The sequence below is a fragment of the Devosia sp. genome (assembly GCF_017307495.1).
Lineage (GTDB): Bacteria > Pseudomonadota > Alphaproteobacteria > Rhizobiales > Devosiaceae > Devosia_A.
On the sequence record NZ_JAFKHE010000014.1, the window covers coordinates 282,593 to 297,565 of the forward strand.

Annotated in this window: 12 protein-coding genes; 9 read left to right on the forward strand and 3 right to left on the reverse strand. The window is 63.1% G+C overall.

Translation table 11 applies throughout. From position 1 onward, the window contains the following. Nucleotides 1-156: 156 nt before the first annotated feature. Entirely contained in the window at nt 157-1,182 is a 1,026-nt protein-coding gene (locus J0I99_RS06330; protein ID WP_291396635.1) for a substrate-binding domain-containing protein, read from the reverse strand. Nucleotides 1,183-1,220: 38 nt separating this feature from the next. Next, the gene (locus J0I99_RS06335) at nt 1,221-2,552 is read right to left on the reverse strand and encodes an ROK family protein (RefSeq protein ID WP_291396636.1); all 1,332 of its coding nucleotides are present in this window, start codon (nt 2,550-2,552) and stop codon (nt 1,221-1,223) included. Between the two features lie 217 nt (nt 2,553-2,769). Between J0I99_RS06335 and J0I99_RS06340 the strand changes: the two genes are divergently transcribed. The 9 genes from J0I99_RS06340 (at nt 2,770) to J0I99_RS06380 (ending at nt 13,640) form a co-directional block, all read left to right on the forward strand. Next, nucleotides 2,770-3,585 (forward strand): sugar phosphate isomerase/epimerase, encoded by an 816-nt coding sequence (locus J0I99_RS06340; RefSeq protein WP_291396637.1) that lies wholly within the window; start codon nt 2,770-2,772, stop codon nt 3,583-3,585. Nucleotides 3,586-3,642: 57 nt separating this feature from the next. Continuing rightward, on the forward strand, nt 3,643-4,743 hold the full coding sequence (locus tag J0I99_RS06345; RefSeq protein WP_291396638.1) for a substrate-binding domain-containing protein: 1,101 nt from the start codon (nt 3,643-3,645) through the stop codon (nt 4,741-4,743). A 77-nt stretch (nt 4,744-4,820) separates the two neighbouring features. Next, nucleotides 4,821-5,984 carry a Gfo/Idh/MocA family oxidoreductase gene (locus J0I99_RS06350; RefSeq protein WP_291396639.1) on the forward strand — a complete coding sequence of 388 codons (1,164 nt, stop codon included), beginning with the start codon at nt 4,821-4,823 and terminating at the stop codon, nt 5,982-5,984. Continuing rightward, a complete protein-coding gene (locus tag J0I99_RS06355) occupies nt 5,966-7,537 on the forward strand; it encodes a sugar ABC transporter ATP-binding protein (protein ID WP_291396640.1) in 1,572 nt (523 codons plus the stop codon). The genes J0I99_RS06350 and J0I99_RS06355 overlap by 19 nt, the downstream gene beginning before the upstream one ends. Next, nucleotides 7,530-8,510: an ABC transporter permease gene (locus tag J0I99_RS06360; RefSeq protein WP_291396641.1), complete on the forward strand. Its 981-nt coding sequence runs from the start codon at nt 7,530-7,532 to the stop codon at nt 8,508-8,510. Before J0I99_RS06355 ends, J0I99_RS06360 begins: the two co-directional genes overlap by 8 nt. Nucleotides 8,511-8,914: 404 nt before the next feature. Then, complete coding sequence (locus tag J0I99_RS06365; protein ID WP_291396642.1) at nt 8,915-10,021, forward strand: substrate-binding domain-containing protein; 1,107 nt, start codon at nt 8,915-8,917, stop codon at nt 10,019-10,021. 84 nt (nt 10,022-10,105) lie between these two features. Next, nucleotides 10,106-11,071 (forward strand): ABC transporter permease, encoded by a 966-nt coding sequence (locus J0I99_RS06370; protein WP_291396643.1) that lies wholly within the window; start codon nt 10,106-10,108, stop codon nt 11,069-11,071. A gap of 3 nt (nt 11,072-11,074) precedes the next feature. Further along, nucleotides 11,075-12,607 (forward strand): sugar ABC transporter ATP-binding protein, encoded by a 1,533-nt coding sequence (locus J0I99_RS06375; protein ID WP_291396644.1) that lies wholly within the window; start codon nt 11,075-11,077, stop codon nt 12,605-12,607. Nucleotides 12,608-12,632: 25 nt separating this feature from the next. Beyond that, nucleotides 12,633-13,640, forward strand: a complete 1,008-nt coding sequence (locus tag J0I99_RS06380; RefSeq protein ID WP_291396645.1) for an alpha/beta hydrolase — start codon at nt 12,633-12,635, stop codon at nt 13,638-13,640. Between the two features lie 542 nt (nt 13,641-14,182). On the opposite strand, the gene terL is transcribed toward J0I99_RS06380, so the two are convergent. Beyond that, the gene (gene terL / locus J0I99_RS06385; protein WP_291396646.1) at nt 14,183-14,791 is read right to left on the reverse strand and encodes a phage terminase large subunit; all 609 of its coding nucleotides are present in this window, start codon (nt 14,789-14,791) and stop codon (nt 14,183-14,185) included. Nucleotides 14,792-14,973: the final 182 nt, after the last annotated feature.

Consider the following 14,973-nt stretch of genomic DNA (forward strand, 5'->3'; position numbering starts at 1 on the left):
GGTTCCGTTCTTCTCTGGGTTGCAGGGGGCGGTAAGGACACCATCCGCCGTGGGACGTTAGCGGTACGAAGGAGCTTGTGCCAATTCTGCATCACAGCAAGATCTTAGAGACTGCAGTCTTCGCCGTTTCTGTGGTCGAATGCCACTGGCTGGCAATCAGTCAGAATTGCCTTTAGTGGCGACCAGTATTCGCATGGCATCTATGATGGCCCTCGGTGCCGGCAGGTGCCAGATGACCTGGTAGGCCTCGACCACATTGAATGCCGTCACTTCGAGTCCAGCCAACGCTACCCAGGGGGACACCGGCAGTCCGAGCAGGGCGGACAGCGTCACCCGCGCTGCGGCGCTGCCCTGATCATAGGGCAGTTGGGCGCCTATCCCCTTGATCATGCCCTGGCGTGCCATGTCGAGGGCAACTTCATTGCCCAGGTCGACCGTGGTGAGCGGAATGTCGATACCGTTCTGGGCGAGCACCCGGAGCGCCATCATCGCGGGAACGTCCCAGACCGCAAAAATGCCGGCGAGCCCGGGCGTCTTTTCAACCATTGCCAGTGCCGCCGGGCCAGCGCCTTCCAGTTCCGAAAACCGCTCTCGCACGAGTGTGACGTCGGGGCGGTGATGGCCCATCCATTTGCGGAAGGCGATCTCGCGTTCGTGAGTGGCAAAGAAGTCTATGCCGTAGCCCAGGATGCCAGCGGCACCATCTCGCGGAATGTGCGTAGACAGCATCGCGGCGCAGCTCTGTCCGAGGCCGAAATTGTCGGTTGAGACGACGCTGACATAATCGGCGCCGGGGAGCATGCCAGTGGGGGCGTTGTCGAGCAGCACCAGCTTGCGTCCGCTCTCCGTCAGGGCTCGATGGGCCGCCGCCACGCGCGAATTGCCAATGGGGATCGAGATAACTGCATCCACCGGTTCGTGTGCCAGCCGGGCCAGAGCCGCGACCTGCAGCTCGACGTCGAAATCGCAGTCGACCACTTCCACAAGGGCGGCGGAATAGAGACCCAGGGTCGCTGCGATTCCGGCCAGTTCCTGCTTGGACCAGTCGCTAGTTGTCGTGTGCAGGACCACTGCCACGGAAAACCGACGGGTCCTGGCCACGACGGCGTCGGCCTCGGTGAACTGGATCTGGTCGGCGGGAACGGCGCGCTCCCCATGGGGGCCGAGGCCTGCAATCGACATGGCGGTGTCCCCCGGCGTCTGGCCCCGTAGCTTGCTGTTCATGGTGCTACGCGCCCCGCTGGTGGTGCAGCCTTGGCCGCAGCTGATGCCGTCATGCGCTCAAGGCGCTTCTGGAAATCGGGATGGCGCAGGGGCGAGCCCAGTCCAATCCAGCCCTGCAGCGTGTGGGGCGCGAAGAGTTCTTCGACAACCACCTGAGCTGCACCGACAAGGCCGGAAGAGGCGCCCATCTGCGAGCGAACGATCTGCAGGTCACGCGATACCATAGGGTGGGACTGACGATAGACCGCTTCGCGAATGCCCGCCAGGAGGCTATCGCCGCCCGATTCGGCGACGACGCCTCCGACAACGATCAGCGCTGGATTGACCAAGTTGGTGAGCGGCGCGAGGGCTTCGCCCACCATGCGGCCGCAGAGGCCAAGCAGCTCCAAGCAGAATAGGTCACCCAACTGCGCCGCGTGCCCGATATCGACGACGGACAGTTCACCCTGTCGCCCCAGTGTTTGTGCCAAGTAGGAGCTGCGCCCGTCCTGAGCGGCGGCCATGCCTTCACGGGCGATGGCATCGGCCCCCGCCACAGCTTCAAGCAGGTCCTCACCAACCCTACTGTGCCCGATCATGCCCGCAGCGCCTTGGGCGCCGCGGTGCAGCCGGCCTTCGGAGATAAGGCCCGCACTGATCGAGCGGCCCAGCTTGATGTAGATGATATCGCTCAGCCCGCGGCCACCGCCGGCCTTGGCCTCGCCCATGGTCATGGTCTGGACGCCACTGCGCGCAAAGATCGGCACGCCGAACCGCATCGAGAGGCGCTCGAGGAATGGAAAACCCTGCCATGATTGCACGGTCTGCAAGACCGGTACAGTCTCGAAGTCGGTCGGCGGCTTTTCGATGGGACCGGGCAGGGCCAGCCCGATTCCCCACGGCGCCGGCTTCTCGGTTTCCTTTAGCAACCAGTCGAAGATGGTCGTCAGTCGGTCCAGAATGACCTCGGGGCCTGCCTCGATCGGGGCGGCCTCGTGATGCTCCACCAACAACTGGCCGTTGAGATCGGCAATGCCGAGCGCGATGGAGCTCTGGTCGATCGCCGAAACCAGCAATGAGCCGGCATCCTGGCGGAACTGCATCTGCCGAGGCGCGCGGCCGCCGGTAGCCTGGCCCAGTTCGCCCTCCTTTAGCAGGCCCAGTTCGATCATCGTCGCCAGCCGGTCGGCCACGACCGCCCGTCCCAGTTCGGATCTGCGTTCGAGTTCTTGCCGCGTCGTTGCCGCTCCGGTTCGCACCAGGTTGAGCAGCAGGGCCAGGCTTGCCGGGGCCGCGTCGACGCTGCGCGGTCGGCCAACCGACCGCAGCGTTGCCTTCTCCTCCGCCACGACTCTACCCCTTCATTCGGATTCGCAGACAACGTAGCTCGGCCCGTTTTTCGCTTCAAGCTGTCACTTCTGCCGTGATATAGGCATAAGTATCAATCTTGTGCGGATTTTGTGTTGACTTAGCTTTTTTTGGGTGCGTAACATCTGGCTAACAACCGGGCGGCGCCAGCGACAGCCCTAATCCGGCGCAGCCGGATCTTCCCTGAGGAGGACCTGCATGGCCGTCAAACTGGCCTATCACGCCAATTGCTGGGGACCGCTCGGCGGCAATGCTGTGGGGGTGACATCCGTCACCCAACTGACCTACCGGACCTTTGCCGACATGGACCGTGCCTTCGCTGACATTTCCCGGGCGGGCTATGAGGGCGTGGAAATCTTCGACGGCAATCTGCTCGACGAAGCGCCGGCGGATTTGCGCCGCAAGCTTGCCGATACTGGTCTTGAACTGGTCTCGACCTATTCGGGTGGCAATTTTATCTTTCACGATGTGCTACCGGAGGAGTTGGCACGGATCGAACGCGTCGCGGCGGCGGCCGCCGAAGCCGGCGCCAGCCACTACGTCATCGGCGGCGGTGCCAAGCGCGCCGGCGGCATTCTTGCGGATGACTACAAGCGGCTGGGCGAAGCGCTCGACAATGCCGGAGAAATAGCCCGGCGCGCCGGACTGCGGCCCCACTATCATCCGCACCTCTCCACAATCGTGGAGGGTCCGGCTCAGGTCACTAGGATTTTTGGCCTCACCAACCTCGACTTCTGCCCCGACACCGCACACCTCGCTGCCGCCGGAGGCGATCCCGCGGCTCAGGTCCGCGAGTTTGCGGGGCGCATCGGGCTGGTGCACCTCAAGGGCCTGCAGCGCGAACCGTTCGGCTTCACCCCCCTCGACGCGGGCGATCTCGACAACGGAGCAGTCATCCAGGCGCTCAAGGACACGAACTACTCGGGCTGGGTCGTGGCCGAGCTCGACAGCTGGCCCGATCCCCAAGAGGGAGCGGCGCGCAGCCACGCATTCCTGAAACGGCACTTCGCCTGATCAGGCCAACACCACCAGAATCACTAAAGGGAGGAAACCATGGGACACTTGAAGACAATGGGGCTACTGTCCGCAGCGTTGCTGGCCGGCACAATGGCCGGGGCAGCTTTTGCACAGAGCCCTGACGAAGCGCTGGCCGCTCTCGCCAACCAGACATTGAGCACCGGCCCGGGCGGCGAGAAACCGGTCTCGGCATCCGAAATCACCCTGAACGATGACGAACTGGCCAAGATCAAGGCCATGGGTGCCACGGCCGCCATCGTCATGCACTATGGTGGCGACGACTGGAGCCAGGCTCAGATCAATGGGCTCGAGACCCAGTTCAAAGCCATGGGCATCAAGGTGATCGCCACCACCGACGCGGGATTCAGCGCCGCCAAGCAGGTCTCCGACATTGAGACAATCCTGGCGCAGAAACCTAGCGTCATCATCTCGATCCCGACCGATCCGACTGCTACCGCCAGTGCCTACCGTCAGGCCGCCGAGGCCGGCGTCAAGCTGGTGTTCATGGACAATGTGCCGGCCGGATTCGTTGCCGGCAACGACTATGTCAGCGTCGTCTCCGCCGACAACTACGGCAACGGCGTCGCCTCCGCCCATCTCATGGCCAAGGCGCTCAACGGTAAGGGCCAGATCGGCATTGTGTTCCACGCCGCCGACTTCTTCGTGACGCGCCAGCGCTACGATGCATTCAAGGCCACCATCGAGAAGGACTACCCCGATATCAAGATCGTTGCCGAACAGGGGATCGGCGGGCCTGACTTCACCGGTGATGCCGACCGCGCCGCTTCGGCCATGATGGTGGCCAATCCCGGCATCAATGGCATCTGGGCGGTGTGGGACGTGCCGGCCGAAGGCGTGATCGCTGCGGCGCGCGCCAATGGCCGGGACGACCTCGTCATCACCACGATCGATCTGGGCGAAAACGTCGCCATCGACATGGCGCGTGGCGGCTTCATCAAGGGCCTGGGCGCGCAGCGGCCATTCGACCAAGGCGTGACGGAGGCAAAGCTCGCTGGTTATGGCCTGCTCGGCAAGGAGGCGCCGGCCTATGTCGCGCTGCCGGCACTGCCAGTCGAAAAGGCCAACCTGCTCGACGCATGGCAGGCCGTCTACTCCACCGAAGCGCCGGCCACTATCCGTGACTCGATGAACTAGGCGCTCCTCCCAGCGCCTTAGCGGGGACGGCTTCCCTCTCCCGTCCCCGCTCTCCATTTCCCTAAGCGAGACAGCAAATGAAGAAGCTCAATGTCGCCATGATCGGCGGTGGTTTCATGGGCAAGGCCCACGCCATGGCCTATGCCGCCATGCCGATGTTCTTCTGGCCGGCGCCAGCCATTCCGGTGCGCAAGGTGGTCGTGGACGTCAACCGAGAGATGTCGGAGACGGCGCGCGATCGCTTCGGCTTCGAGGAGGCCTCGGCTGACTGGCGAGCAGTGGTCGCTCGCCCCGACATCGACATCATCGACATCTGCACGCCGAACAATTCTCACGCAGAGATCGCCATCGCGGCGGCCAAGGCGGGCAAGCACATCATCTGCGAAAAGCCGCTGGCGCGAACGGGCGCCGAATCGAAAACCATGCTCGATGCGGTCCTGGCGTCCGGCTCCATTCATATGGTGGCCTTCAATTACCGTCGCACTCCCGCCGTGGCGCTCGCAAGGAAACTGATCGAGGAAGGCCGCATCGGCGACATTCTCAACTTCCGGGGCACCTATCTGCAGGATTGGTCTGCCGATCCCGACAGCCCGCTCTCCTGGCGCTTCCAGAAGTCGGTCGCCGGCTCCGGCACGGTCGGGGATATTGGAACCCATGTCATCGACTTCGCCCGCTACCTGGTCGGCGAAATCGCTTCGGTCAATGCCGTGGTCAAGACCCACATCACGACCCGGCCCAGGCAGTCGGGCGGCGTCGACAAGCTGGGCGTCGGTGGCGGCGACAGGAACGCTGAACGCGGCCCGGTCGATGTGGATGACGAAATGCTCACTATGCTCAGGTTCTCGAACGGTGCCATCGGCTCCATTGAAGCCACCCGCAATGCCTATGGGCGAAACAACTTCCTGACCTTCGAAATCCACGGCACCAAGGGTTCGCTGGCCTTCAACTATGAGCGGCGCGACGAACTGCAGGTCATGTTCGCCGATGACATCGGCGATGCGCGCGGCTTCCGCACGGTCTATACTGGCCCTGCCCATCCTTACGGATCGGGGCTCTGGCCAATCCCGGCGCTCGGCATCGGCTATGGCGAAACCAAGATCGTGGAATGCTACGATCTCTGCACCGCCATTGTGACCGGCAAGCAGCCATCGCCCAACTTCGAGGATGGATACCGCATCGCCCTCATCGCCGACGCCATCCTGACGTCGGGCGAAAGCGGCCAATGGGTGGACATTCCGTGACCGAGATGACGCTGAAGCCGATCGCAGTGGAGATGAACGCCATTTCCAAGCGCTTTGGCGGCGTCCATGCTCTGCGCGAGGTCAGCCTCAGCGTCTGCAATGGCGAGATCCATGCGCTGCTGGGCGAGAACGGGGCCGGCAAATCCACCATCCTCAAGATCCTGCGGGGCGTCCAGGCGCCCGATAGCGGCAGCATCGCCATAGGAGGAGAGGCGTTCGACCGCCTCTCGCCGCAACTGGCCCGGCAAAAGGGTATCGGCATGATCTTCCAGGAAATGAGCCTGGTGCCGACCCTGAGCGTAGCGCAGAACGTATTCCTTGCCAGTGAACCGCTGACACCGACGGGGCTGATCGACGACCGGGCGATGGAGCAGCGCAGTGCGGAAATCTTCGCTTCGATGGGCGTGAAGGTCGATCCCGCTGCGATGGTGGCGGACCTCTCCACCGGCCAGCAGCAACTGACCGAAATCGCCAAGACGCTGTCGCAGAATGTCGAGGTGCTGGTGCTCGACGAACCGACCTCAGCCCTGACCGCGAGCGAGGTGGATATCCTGTTCGACCTGCTGCGGCGGCTCAGGAGCGAAGGCAAGGCCATCATCTATGTCAGCCACCGCATGGACGAGATTTTCCGCATCGCCGACCATGCGACGGTGCTGCGGGACGGACGGCTGATCGATAGCCGCCCCATCGCCGACTACACCCTGGCGACGTTGATCGCCGACATCATGGGCAAGGAGACCCGGGACCTCTCCGAATTCACGACCGATTCCACGGTTCAGGATGACGTCGTCCTCAAAGTCGAACATCTGTCGAGCAAGCTTCGACGCGGCGGCGATGTCAGCTTCTCACTCCGGCGCGGCGAAGTGCTGGGGATTGCCGGGTTGCTCGGGGCAGGACGCAGCCGGCTGGCCCGAATGCTGTTTGGGCTCGAACCCATTGCCAGCGGCACCATTACGCTGCGGGGCGAAACCATCTCGATCGGTTCGGCGAGACAGGCGACCGAACTCGGCCTGGCGCTGGTGCCGGAAGACCGGCGCCGGCAGGGGCTGGTGCTGGCCCACTCCATCCAGGACAATATCGAGCTGCCAATCCTCAAGCGCCTCGGCTCGACGCCATTCCTCGATCGGTTCAAGTCCCGCACTACGACCGACGAACTGATCAAGCGCCTGGCCATCAAGACGGCATCGCGCGAGGCGGCGGCCAATTCCCTGTCCGGCGGCAATCAGCAGAAGGTCGTCATCGGCAAGTGGCTGGCGACTGATCCCGACATCCTCATCATGGATGAACCCACAGCGGGCATCGACATTGGCTCCAAGGGCGAAGTGCTGCGACTCGTCCGCGCGCTGGCCGCCGAGGGCAAGTCCATCATCTTTATTTCGTCCGAACTCGCCGAACTTACGGCGGTTAGCGATCGGATCGCGGTGATGTCGGGCGGTCGCCTAGTCGAAACGATCGACAAGGTGAATCTGTTGACCACGACCGGCGAGGCAACGGAATTGCGTGCCGAACAGAAGCTGCAACTGATCGTGCAGCGGGGAGGAAACAATGTCTGACACCACGGCAGTGGCAGTCCGCGAAACGCCGCTCGGCTATTTCAAGCGCACCTGGCGGCAGAACATCATCTATATCGGCTTCGTCGTCGTGTTCCTGTTCTTTGCCATCGCGCTGTACGACAAGGGGTTTCTGGCACCGAACAACATCCTCAACATCGCACGACAGACCGCCATGATCGCGGTGATGGCAGTGGCGATGACGCTGGTGCTGTCATCGGGCGAGATTGACCTGTCGGTGGGCGCGGTCGCAGGGCTGGCATCGGTTACGACAGCCATGGCCATCGCCTGGGGCGGTTTGCCGGCGGGCATTGCTGCGGGCATCATGACCGGGGTCGTCGTCGGGCTGATCAACGGTTTCCTGTCAACACGGCTGATGATCCCGACCTTCCTCACCACCCTGGCGATGATGGGCATCGCCAAGGGCACGGCCATGTGGATCTCCGGAACCGCCGCCATTCCGGTGCTCGATCGTACCTACCCGGCCATTTTCGGCGGTGGCAATATCGGGCCAATCCCGACCCTGTTGCTGTGGATGTTGGCCATCGGTGTGGTCGGGCACATTGTGCTGCGGCGCACCAAGTTCGGCCGGCAGGTGCTGGCTGTTGGCGGCAATGTCGTGGCGGCGCGCTACAGCGGCATCAATACCGGCCGGATCAAGCTCTGGGTCATCGTCATCTCCGCAGTAACCGCGTCACTCGCCGGCATGCTTTATGCCGGGCGGCTGCAAACCGGCCGCTTCCAGCTCGGCGAGGGCGACGAATTGTCTGTGATCGCTGCCGTGGTGCTTGGCGGTACCAGCCTGTTCGGGGGCAGGGGCACGGTGGTCGGCTCGATCATCGGCGCGCTGATGATCGGCGTCATCAACAACGGCCTGATCCTGATGGGCCTAGAATACTCCCAGCAACTCATCGCCCGCGGCGGGATCATCATCTTGGCTGTGGCACTGAGCCAAGTGGGCACGCGGACCGCCTGACGAGGTCGGAACCCTGGCCAGCATGCCGTGGAACGTGAGACCGCCGCGACCAGACCGCTTCAACCCCTCCCCTGTCCAGCCAGAGAGTCACTTATCTCTATTTTCCAGCATAAGTTTCCGCATTTTTGCATATTGGTGATTGACTTCTGACTATTAGTTCACCTAACTGAGAGTGCAGACGGGGAGGTCGGCACGAAGGTTTCACGGCGTTGGGACGTCAAACGGTAGGCGATCGCGCCACCGCCCTGGAATGTCTTCCTTTACCCGCAGCAAACAGCGCGACGTTGTCGTCACAGTGTGGCAGCAGGCCGCCCGCCTTGCGCCTCATCACAATCGCGGGCGGTCAAGGAGTGAAGACAATGACTTCAATCAGGAACCGTCGACCAATCGCTTTTGGCCTTGCGATGGCCATCCTCGCCATTGGGACTACCGTGGGCAGCGCCGCTTCCGACGAGTCATGCCAGGCGCAGACCAACGCCAAGATTGCGGCGATCAAGGGTAAGGTGCGGGGCACCGATCCCAACGGTGTGGCGGCCGGATCGGCTGCGGACGTGCAGTTGACGAACGCTGAAATCGAGCAGATCAAGGGCATGAACCTCAAGGCAGCAATCGCCATGCACCAGACCGCCGACGGCTGGGCACAGGCGCAGCTTTCTGGCCTCAAGTTCCAGTTTGACAAACTCGGCATCAAAATCGTCGCTACGACAGACGCGCAGATGAACCCGGCCGACCAAGTGGCGCAGATCGAGACTGCTCTTGCCCTCGATCCCGATATCCTGGTCTCGCTGCCCACCGACCCGCTCGCCACTGCCGACATCTATCGCAAGGCGACGGCACAGGGCGTCAAGGTGATCTTCATGGACAACGTGCCGACCGGCTTCAAGCCAGGCGTCGACTACGTGGCCATGGTCTCAGACGATCGCATTAATGCCGGCGTGATCTCCGGCTATCAGCTCGTCGCCGCCGTTGGCTGCAAGGGCAAGGTTGGTATCGTCTATCACGGCGTCGACTTCTTCGTGACCAAGCAGAGTTATATCGGCGTCAAGGAAGCGATCGCAGAATTCCCCGAGGTTCAGATCGTGGACGAGAAGGGTATCGTCGGCCCCGACTTCGCGGGCGAGACCCAGACCGCCGTCAGCGCGATGTTGACCAAGACCCCTGACCTCGCCGGCGTGTGGACGGTCTGGGACCTGCCGGGCGAAGGTGCGATGGCAGCCGCCCGGGCAGAGAACCGCCCCGACCTCAAGATCACGACGCTTGGCCTCGGCCAGCCCGCCGCGATCGCGCTTGCCGGCAACCAATTGATCGTCGCGACGGCCGCCGTGGCCCCTTATGCCGAGGCCATAGCAGAGGCCAATCTTGGCGCCCTCGCGGTGCTAGGGCGCAAGAACCTGCCGGCCTTTGTCGCCACGGAGGCGCTGCCGACCTATCAGAACAATCTGCTTGATGCCTGGATCTATTCCTACGGCGTCGAGGCGCCGCAGGCGGTGAAGGACGCTCTTACGCAGTAGCCGTCCGACCAAAACCTGGCGGCCTCGGTTCACCTAGGTCGCCAGACTCCGCCGCAAGGCCGCCGAACAACGAGGGCCCACCAGATGAGCACGCTGACCAAAAAACGCATAGACCTTCGCGAAGCGCTACGCTGGACCGACTGGAGGCAGTGGATCATCTACCTAGGCTTCGTCGGCCTCTTCGTGTTCTTCGCCGTCATCCTGCGGGATAACGGGTTCCTTACGCCCAACAACCTGCTGAACGTGTTTCGCCAGACTGCGACTATTTCGGTGATGGCCGTGGCGATGACCTTCGTGATCGCCTCAGCCGAGATCGACCTGAGCATCGGCTCCGTGGCTGGCCTGGCCAGCGTCGTCGCGGCGATGGCGATCCCTGCTTTCGGCCCCTTCGTTGGAGCACTTCTTGGGCTCGGCTCCGCCCTCGCGGTCGGGATCGTCAATGGCGCTTTCGTCGCCGGCTTCGGTGTGCCGTCCTTTCTTGTGACGCTGGGGATGCTTGGATTCATCCAGGGCTTTTCACGCTGGATCAGCGGCTCGTCGCCGATCGCGATCACCGACAAGATGTTTACCGATTTCTTCGGCGGCAGCGACCTAGGGCCGATCCCCGGCCTGCTGTTCTGGACGGCTGGGGGGGTGGTGGTCGGTATCGTTATCATGAACCATACGGTCGTGGGTCGGCGGGTGCGGGCAACCGGCGGCAATCTCACGGCGGCGCGCTATACCGGCGTCAACACGGCGCGGGTGAAGTTCGCCGTGCTCGTGGTCTCGAGCCTGGTTGCCGGCCTTGCCGGCCTGCTTTACGCGGGGCGGCTGCATTCGGGGCGTTTCCAGTGGGGGACCGGCGACGAGCTCTCGGTCATTGCCGCAGTTATCCTGGGCGGTACCAGCCTGTTCGGCGGTCGCGGCGCGGTGCTTGGCAGTCTCTTTGGCGCGCTGCTGATCGGCCTTGCCAACAATGGCCTCGTGCTCGCCGGCCTTGACGTAAGCCAGCAGCAGATGGTGCGCGGTCTGATCATCGTCGGCGCCGTCGCTCTTTCCCGAAAGCGTTGACCCATGGCGGACCAAGAAAAGGCGGCGGTCGAGATGCGGGGCATTTCGAAGGCCTTTGGTGGCGTTAGGGCCCTTAGGGAGGTCAGCTTCCTGGTGCGGCCCGGAGAAGTCCACGCCCTGGTGGGCGAGAACGGGGCCGGCAAATCCACGCTGATGAAGATCCTGCAGGGGGTGTTCCAGCCCGACGCCGGGGAAATCAGCTTGGGTGGGACCTCCGTCCGCTTCCCCAATCCCCTTGCGGCACGCGCTGCCGGTATTGGCATGGTGTTCCAGGAATTCAGCCTCGTACCGACGCTCAGCGTCGCGGAAAACATATGCCTTTGCGAGGAGCCGGTCGGATCGATCGGCTTGATCGACCGCCGGGGCGAACGGCTACGCGCCGCCAAAATCCTTGCTAATATGGACGTCGACATCGATCCGACGGCCCCGCTCTGGGCCCTCAGTACGGCCGTGTGGCAGTTGACTGAGATTGCCAAGGCGCTATCTCGCAACGCGCGCATCCTCATTCTGGACGAGCCGACAGCCTCGCTCGCTAAGCATGAAACCGAGGCGCTGTTTGCCTTAATCGAGCGCCTTAAGTCCCGCGGCATCTCGATTATTTACATTTCGCACCGCATGGATGAAATCTACCGCATCGCCGACCGCATCACGATCCTGCGCGACGGCGCATGGGTCTTGACCAGTGACCTGGGGCAGTTGTCGCCAGACGCGATCATCGAGGCGATCGCCGGACGCGAAGTTACCAACGCGCTCACCTGGCATCCGCGCAGCCGGGCGGGAGCCAAAGCGCTTCTGGAGGTCGAGGGGCTGTCCGCCGGTCCGCGCGTCAACGGGGTCAGTCTCGTCCTGCACGAAGGGGAAATCCTCGGGCTCGCCGGACTTATGGGAAGCGGTCGCACGGAACTGGTGACGGCTTTGTTCGGCATGCTGTCGATCGAGGCGGGGACAATCCGCATTTCTGGCCAGGAGATCCGTATCACCAGCCCCGTAGACGCCATCGGCCTTGGCATGGTGCTGATTCCCGAGGATCGGCGCGTGCTGGGCCTTGTCCTCGAACACTCGGTCAACGAGAACCTGGCGCTGCCGCTCCTCGGCAGAGTTGCAAACAAAGGCGTGCTTGTCGCCCGCAAGCTGCGGAAATTAACGCGAGACCTGATCGAAAGGTTCGGGATCAAGGTCCGCGATGCCGGAGCCCCGGTAGACCGGCTCTCAGGCGGCAATCAACAGAAAGTGGTGATCGCCAAATGGCTGGGCACTGAACCTCGCATCCTGATGATGGACGAGCCCACGGCCGGCGTCGATGTCGGAACCAAGGCGGAAATCCTGTCGATGGTCCGCGCCGTCGCCGAGGAGGGCAAGGGCGTCATCTTCATTTCGTCTGAGCTGCCCGAACTCCTCGCCGTCAGCGACCGCATCCTGATCCTGAGCAAGGGTGAGGTTGTGGGGGACCTCGCCCGCGCCGACATCCCAAGTGAAGATGTGCTGCAGCTCGCAATCCAGGGAAAGCTGCCGGAGCAACTTGGCACACGGGCCTAGACCCGTTGCATTGATGGATGGGGAGTTGAAATTGCCAGTAGACCCACAAGTTCTCGCGTTGCTTGATATGATGGCCGAGGCCGGCGGTAAGCCGATCGGCGATGCGACGGCCGCGGAAGCGCGCGCCGGAGCGTGGGAATGGGAGAAGTATGCGGGTGTCCCCGAGCCGGTGGCGCAGGTCGTCAACCGCTTCATCCCCGGGCCGACAGCCGACCTTCCCATTCGCATCTATACTCCAGAAGGCAGGGGCCCCTTTCCGGCTCTCGTCATGTTCCACGGCAGCGGCTGGGTGATTTCGAATATCGATCATGCCGACGCCCCGCACCGGGCGCTGGCCAACCGCAGCGGTTGCGTCGTGGTGGCTGTGAATTACCAAAAGGCGCCGGAGCACAAGTTCCCCGTCGCACTCGATGACTGCCACGCCACGGCGCAATGGGTCATCCGAAACGCCGCGTTGCTCAACGTCGACCCTGCGTGTGTGGGGGTCGGCGGCGACAGCGCCGGTGGCAATCTGGCGACCGCCTTATGCATCCGCTCCCGGGACCATGGCGGTCCGCCATTGGCCTTCCAACTGCTGATCTATCCGGCGACCGACCACAGCCTTGCCTATCCATCGATGGTGGAAAACGCCGAGGGCTACCTCCTGACCAGCGCGGCGATCCGCTGGTTCTGGGCGCAGTACTTGGAACGGCCAGAGGATGGGCTTAACCCGCTCGCCTCCCCGATGCTGTGCAAGGACCTCTCGGGCCTGCCGCCGGCGATCGTGGTGACGGCGGAATTCGATCCGCTTCGCGACGAAGGCGAGGCCTATGCCGACCGACTGGCGGCGGCGGGTGTGCCGACCATCAAGCGGCGCTACGACGGGATGGTTCATGCTTTTTTCTGGATGTCGGGCTGCGTGCAGCGCAGCCGCCAACTCATCGACGACCTGGGAGCAGACATCCGAACCCTGCTCGGGACATCGGAGGCGCTCACGGGGCACAACTATCACCAGGTACCGGGTGGAGGAGGACCCCAAGAGCCAACGCATTAGCGGCTCCCGCATGAGCTATGTCGCCGTCTGGCGTGGCCTTGCTGCCCACAAGAAGGGTCTATTGGTAGGCTTTATCACCGCGGCCTTAATGGTCCATGAACCGGGCGCAGGCGCCCGCCGTCTTTGCGGCGGCACGGACGGGGGCAGAGGTCGCGCTTGACGATTGCGACGATGGGGGCCGGCAGTCAGCGGCCGCACGGCACGCAGATAGGTTCGTCGGATCGTATCCACTGCCCTTTGACTGGGTTGAGGCCGTCGAGCGGTTTGGGAAGTGAAGGCCGTCGGGGCCTGAGGTCGGTTAACCGCGTGGAGGCGAACGCTCGCCCCACGCGGCACACTATGCCGCTCACCGTGATGGGATCATCCTTCGCGAGAGCGAGTTGCGCCCTCGACCATCCCGGAGCTCATCGACTGTCTAGGCGATCAGGATGTCCATCCGCACGGGCGGCGGATCGAGCGGCTGGAGCGCTTGTTGGTCGATCTTACCGGCACGAAGCCACGAGGCGTGGCCCCACAATTGGAATAGCGTGGTCGACCTTCAGCTAAGTCCGCGGCCTCAGCCGTCTTCGCTCGTACTTCGGTCGACCCTCGGAGCTGAGCTTCAACCGACCACCCGTTTGGTGGCGCATATGGTTGAGGAACTGGCTGAGACTATCGACCTGGTCGTCATGCCGGGCATTGGGGAAGCCGGTCACCTCGCGAAGGAAGGCGTCAAGCCAGTCGGCTGATTCCGGCAGGTACACCCGACCATCTTCAATGATGGCCGAGCATGCGGCAAGACGATCTTCCTTGCTCCCTTTTGGTTTCATCACCTTGTAGCGGCTGCGTCTGTCGAATTCAGCCAGGTCGCTGAACAGGTTGCGACCGCTGTCCGCCCATTCCAAAAGCACACGTCCGACGCCACGGCGGTGGGCAACGTCAAGGATGCGTCGCCGCAGGTCAGGGTACTCAAGTCGTTCGCGATAGACGCGCAGCAAGTAGTAGCGGTTGTCTTTCACCCCCCAGAGCGTGCAAACCGAAAAGTCGTTGGTTTCGTTCGCGGCAGACGCAGTGTCCCAGCTGGCGACGACGGCATCGAAGCTCCACTCCAGCACCTCAGGCGGATAGGTCCGGAACCAGGCCATCTTCACCAGGTTGCCTTCGCGCGGCAATGGCTCCTGCTGGTACTGCGCCGAGAAGACCAGTGAGTGTTGATTTCCGCCGAGAACTGACCCGGGATTTCCACCGAGAAGTGACCCGCCTCTAGGTATGTTTCGGGTCGGGTTTGATGGTCAAGGTTCTGGCTTTCTCCTTCGTGGTTTTGGGATCGTGAGCGGAGCTGTTCTTGAAGCGG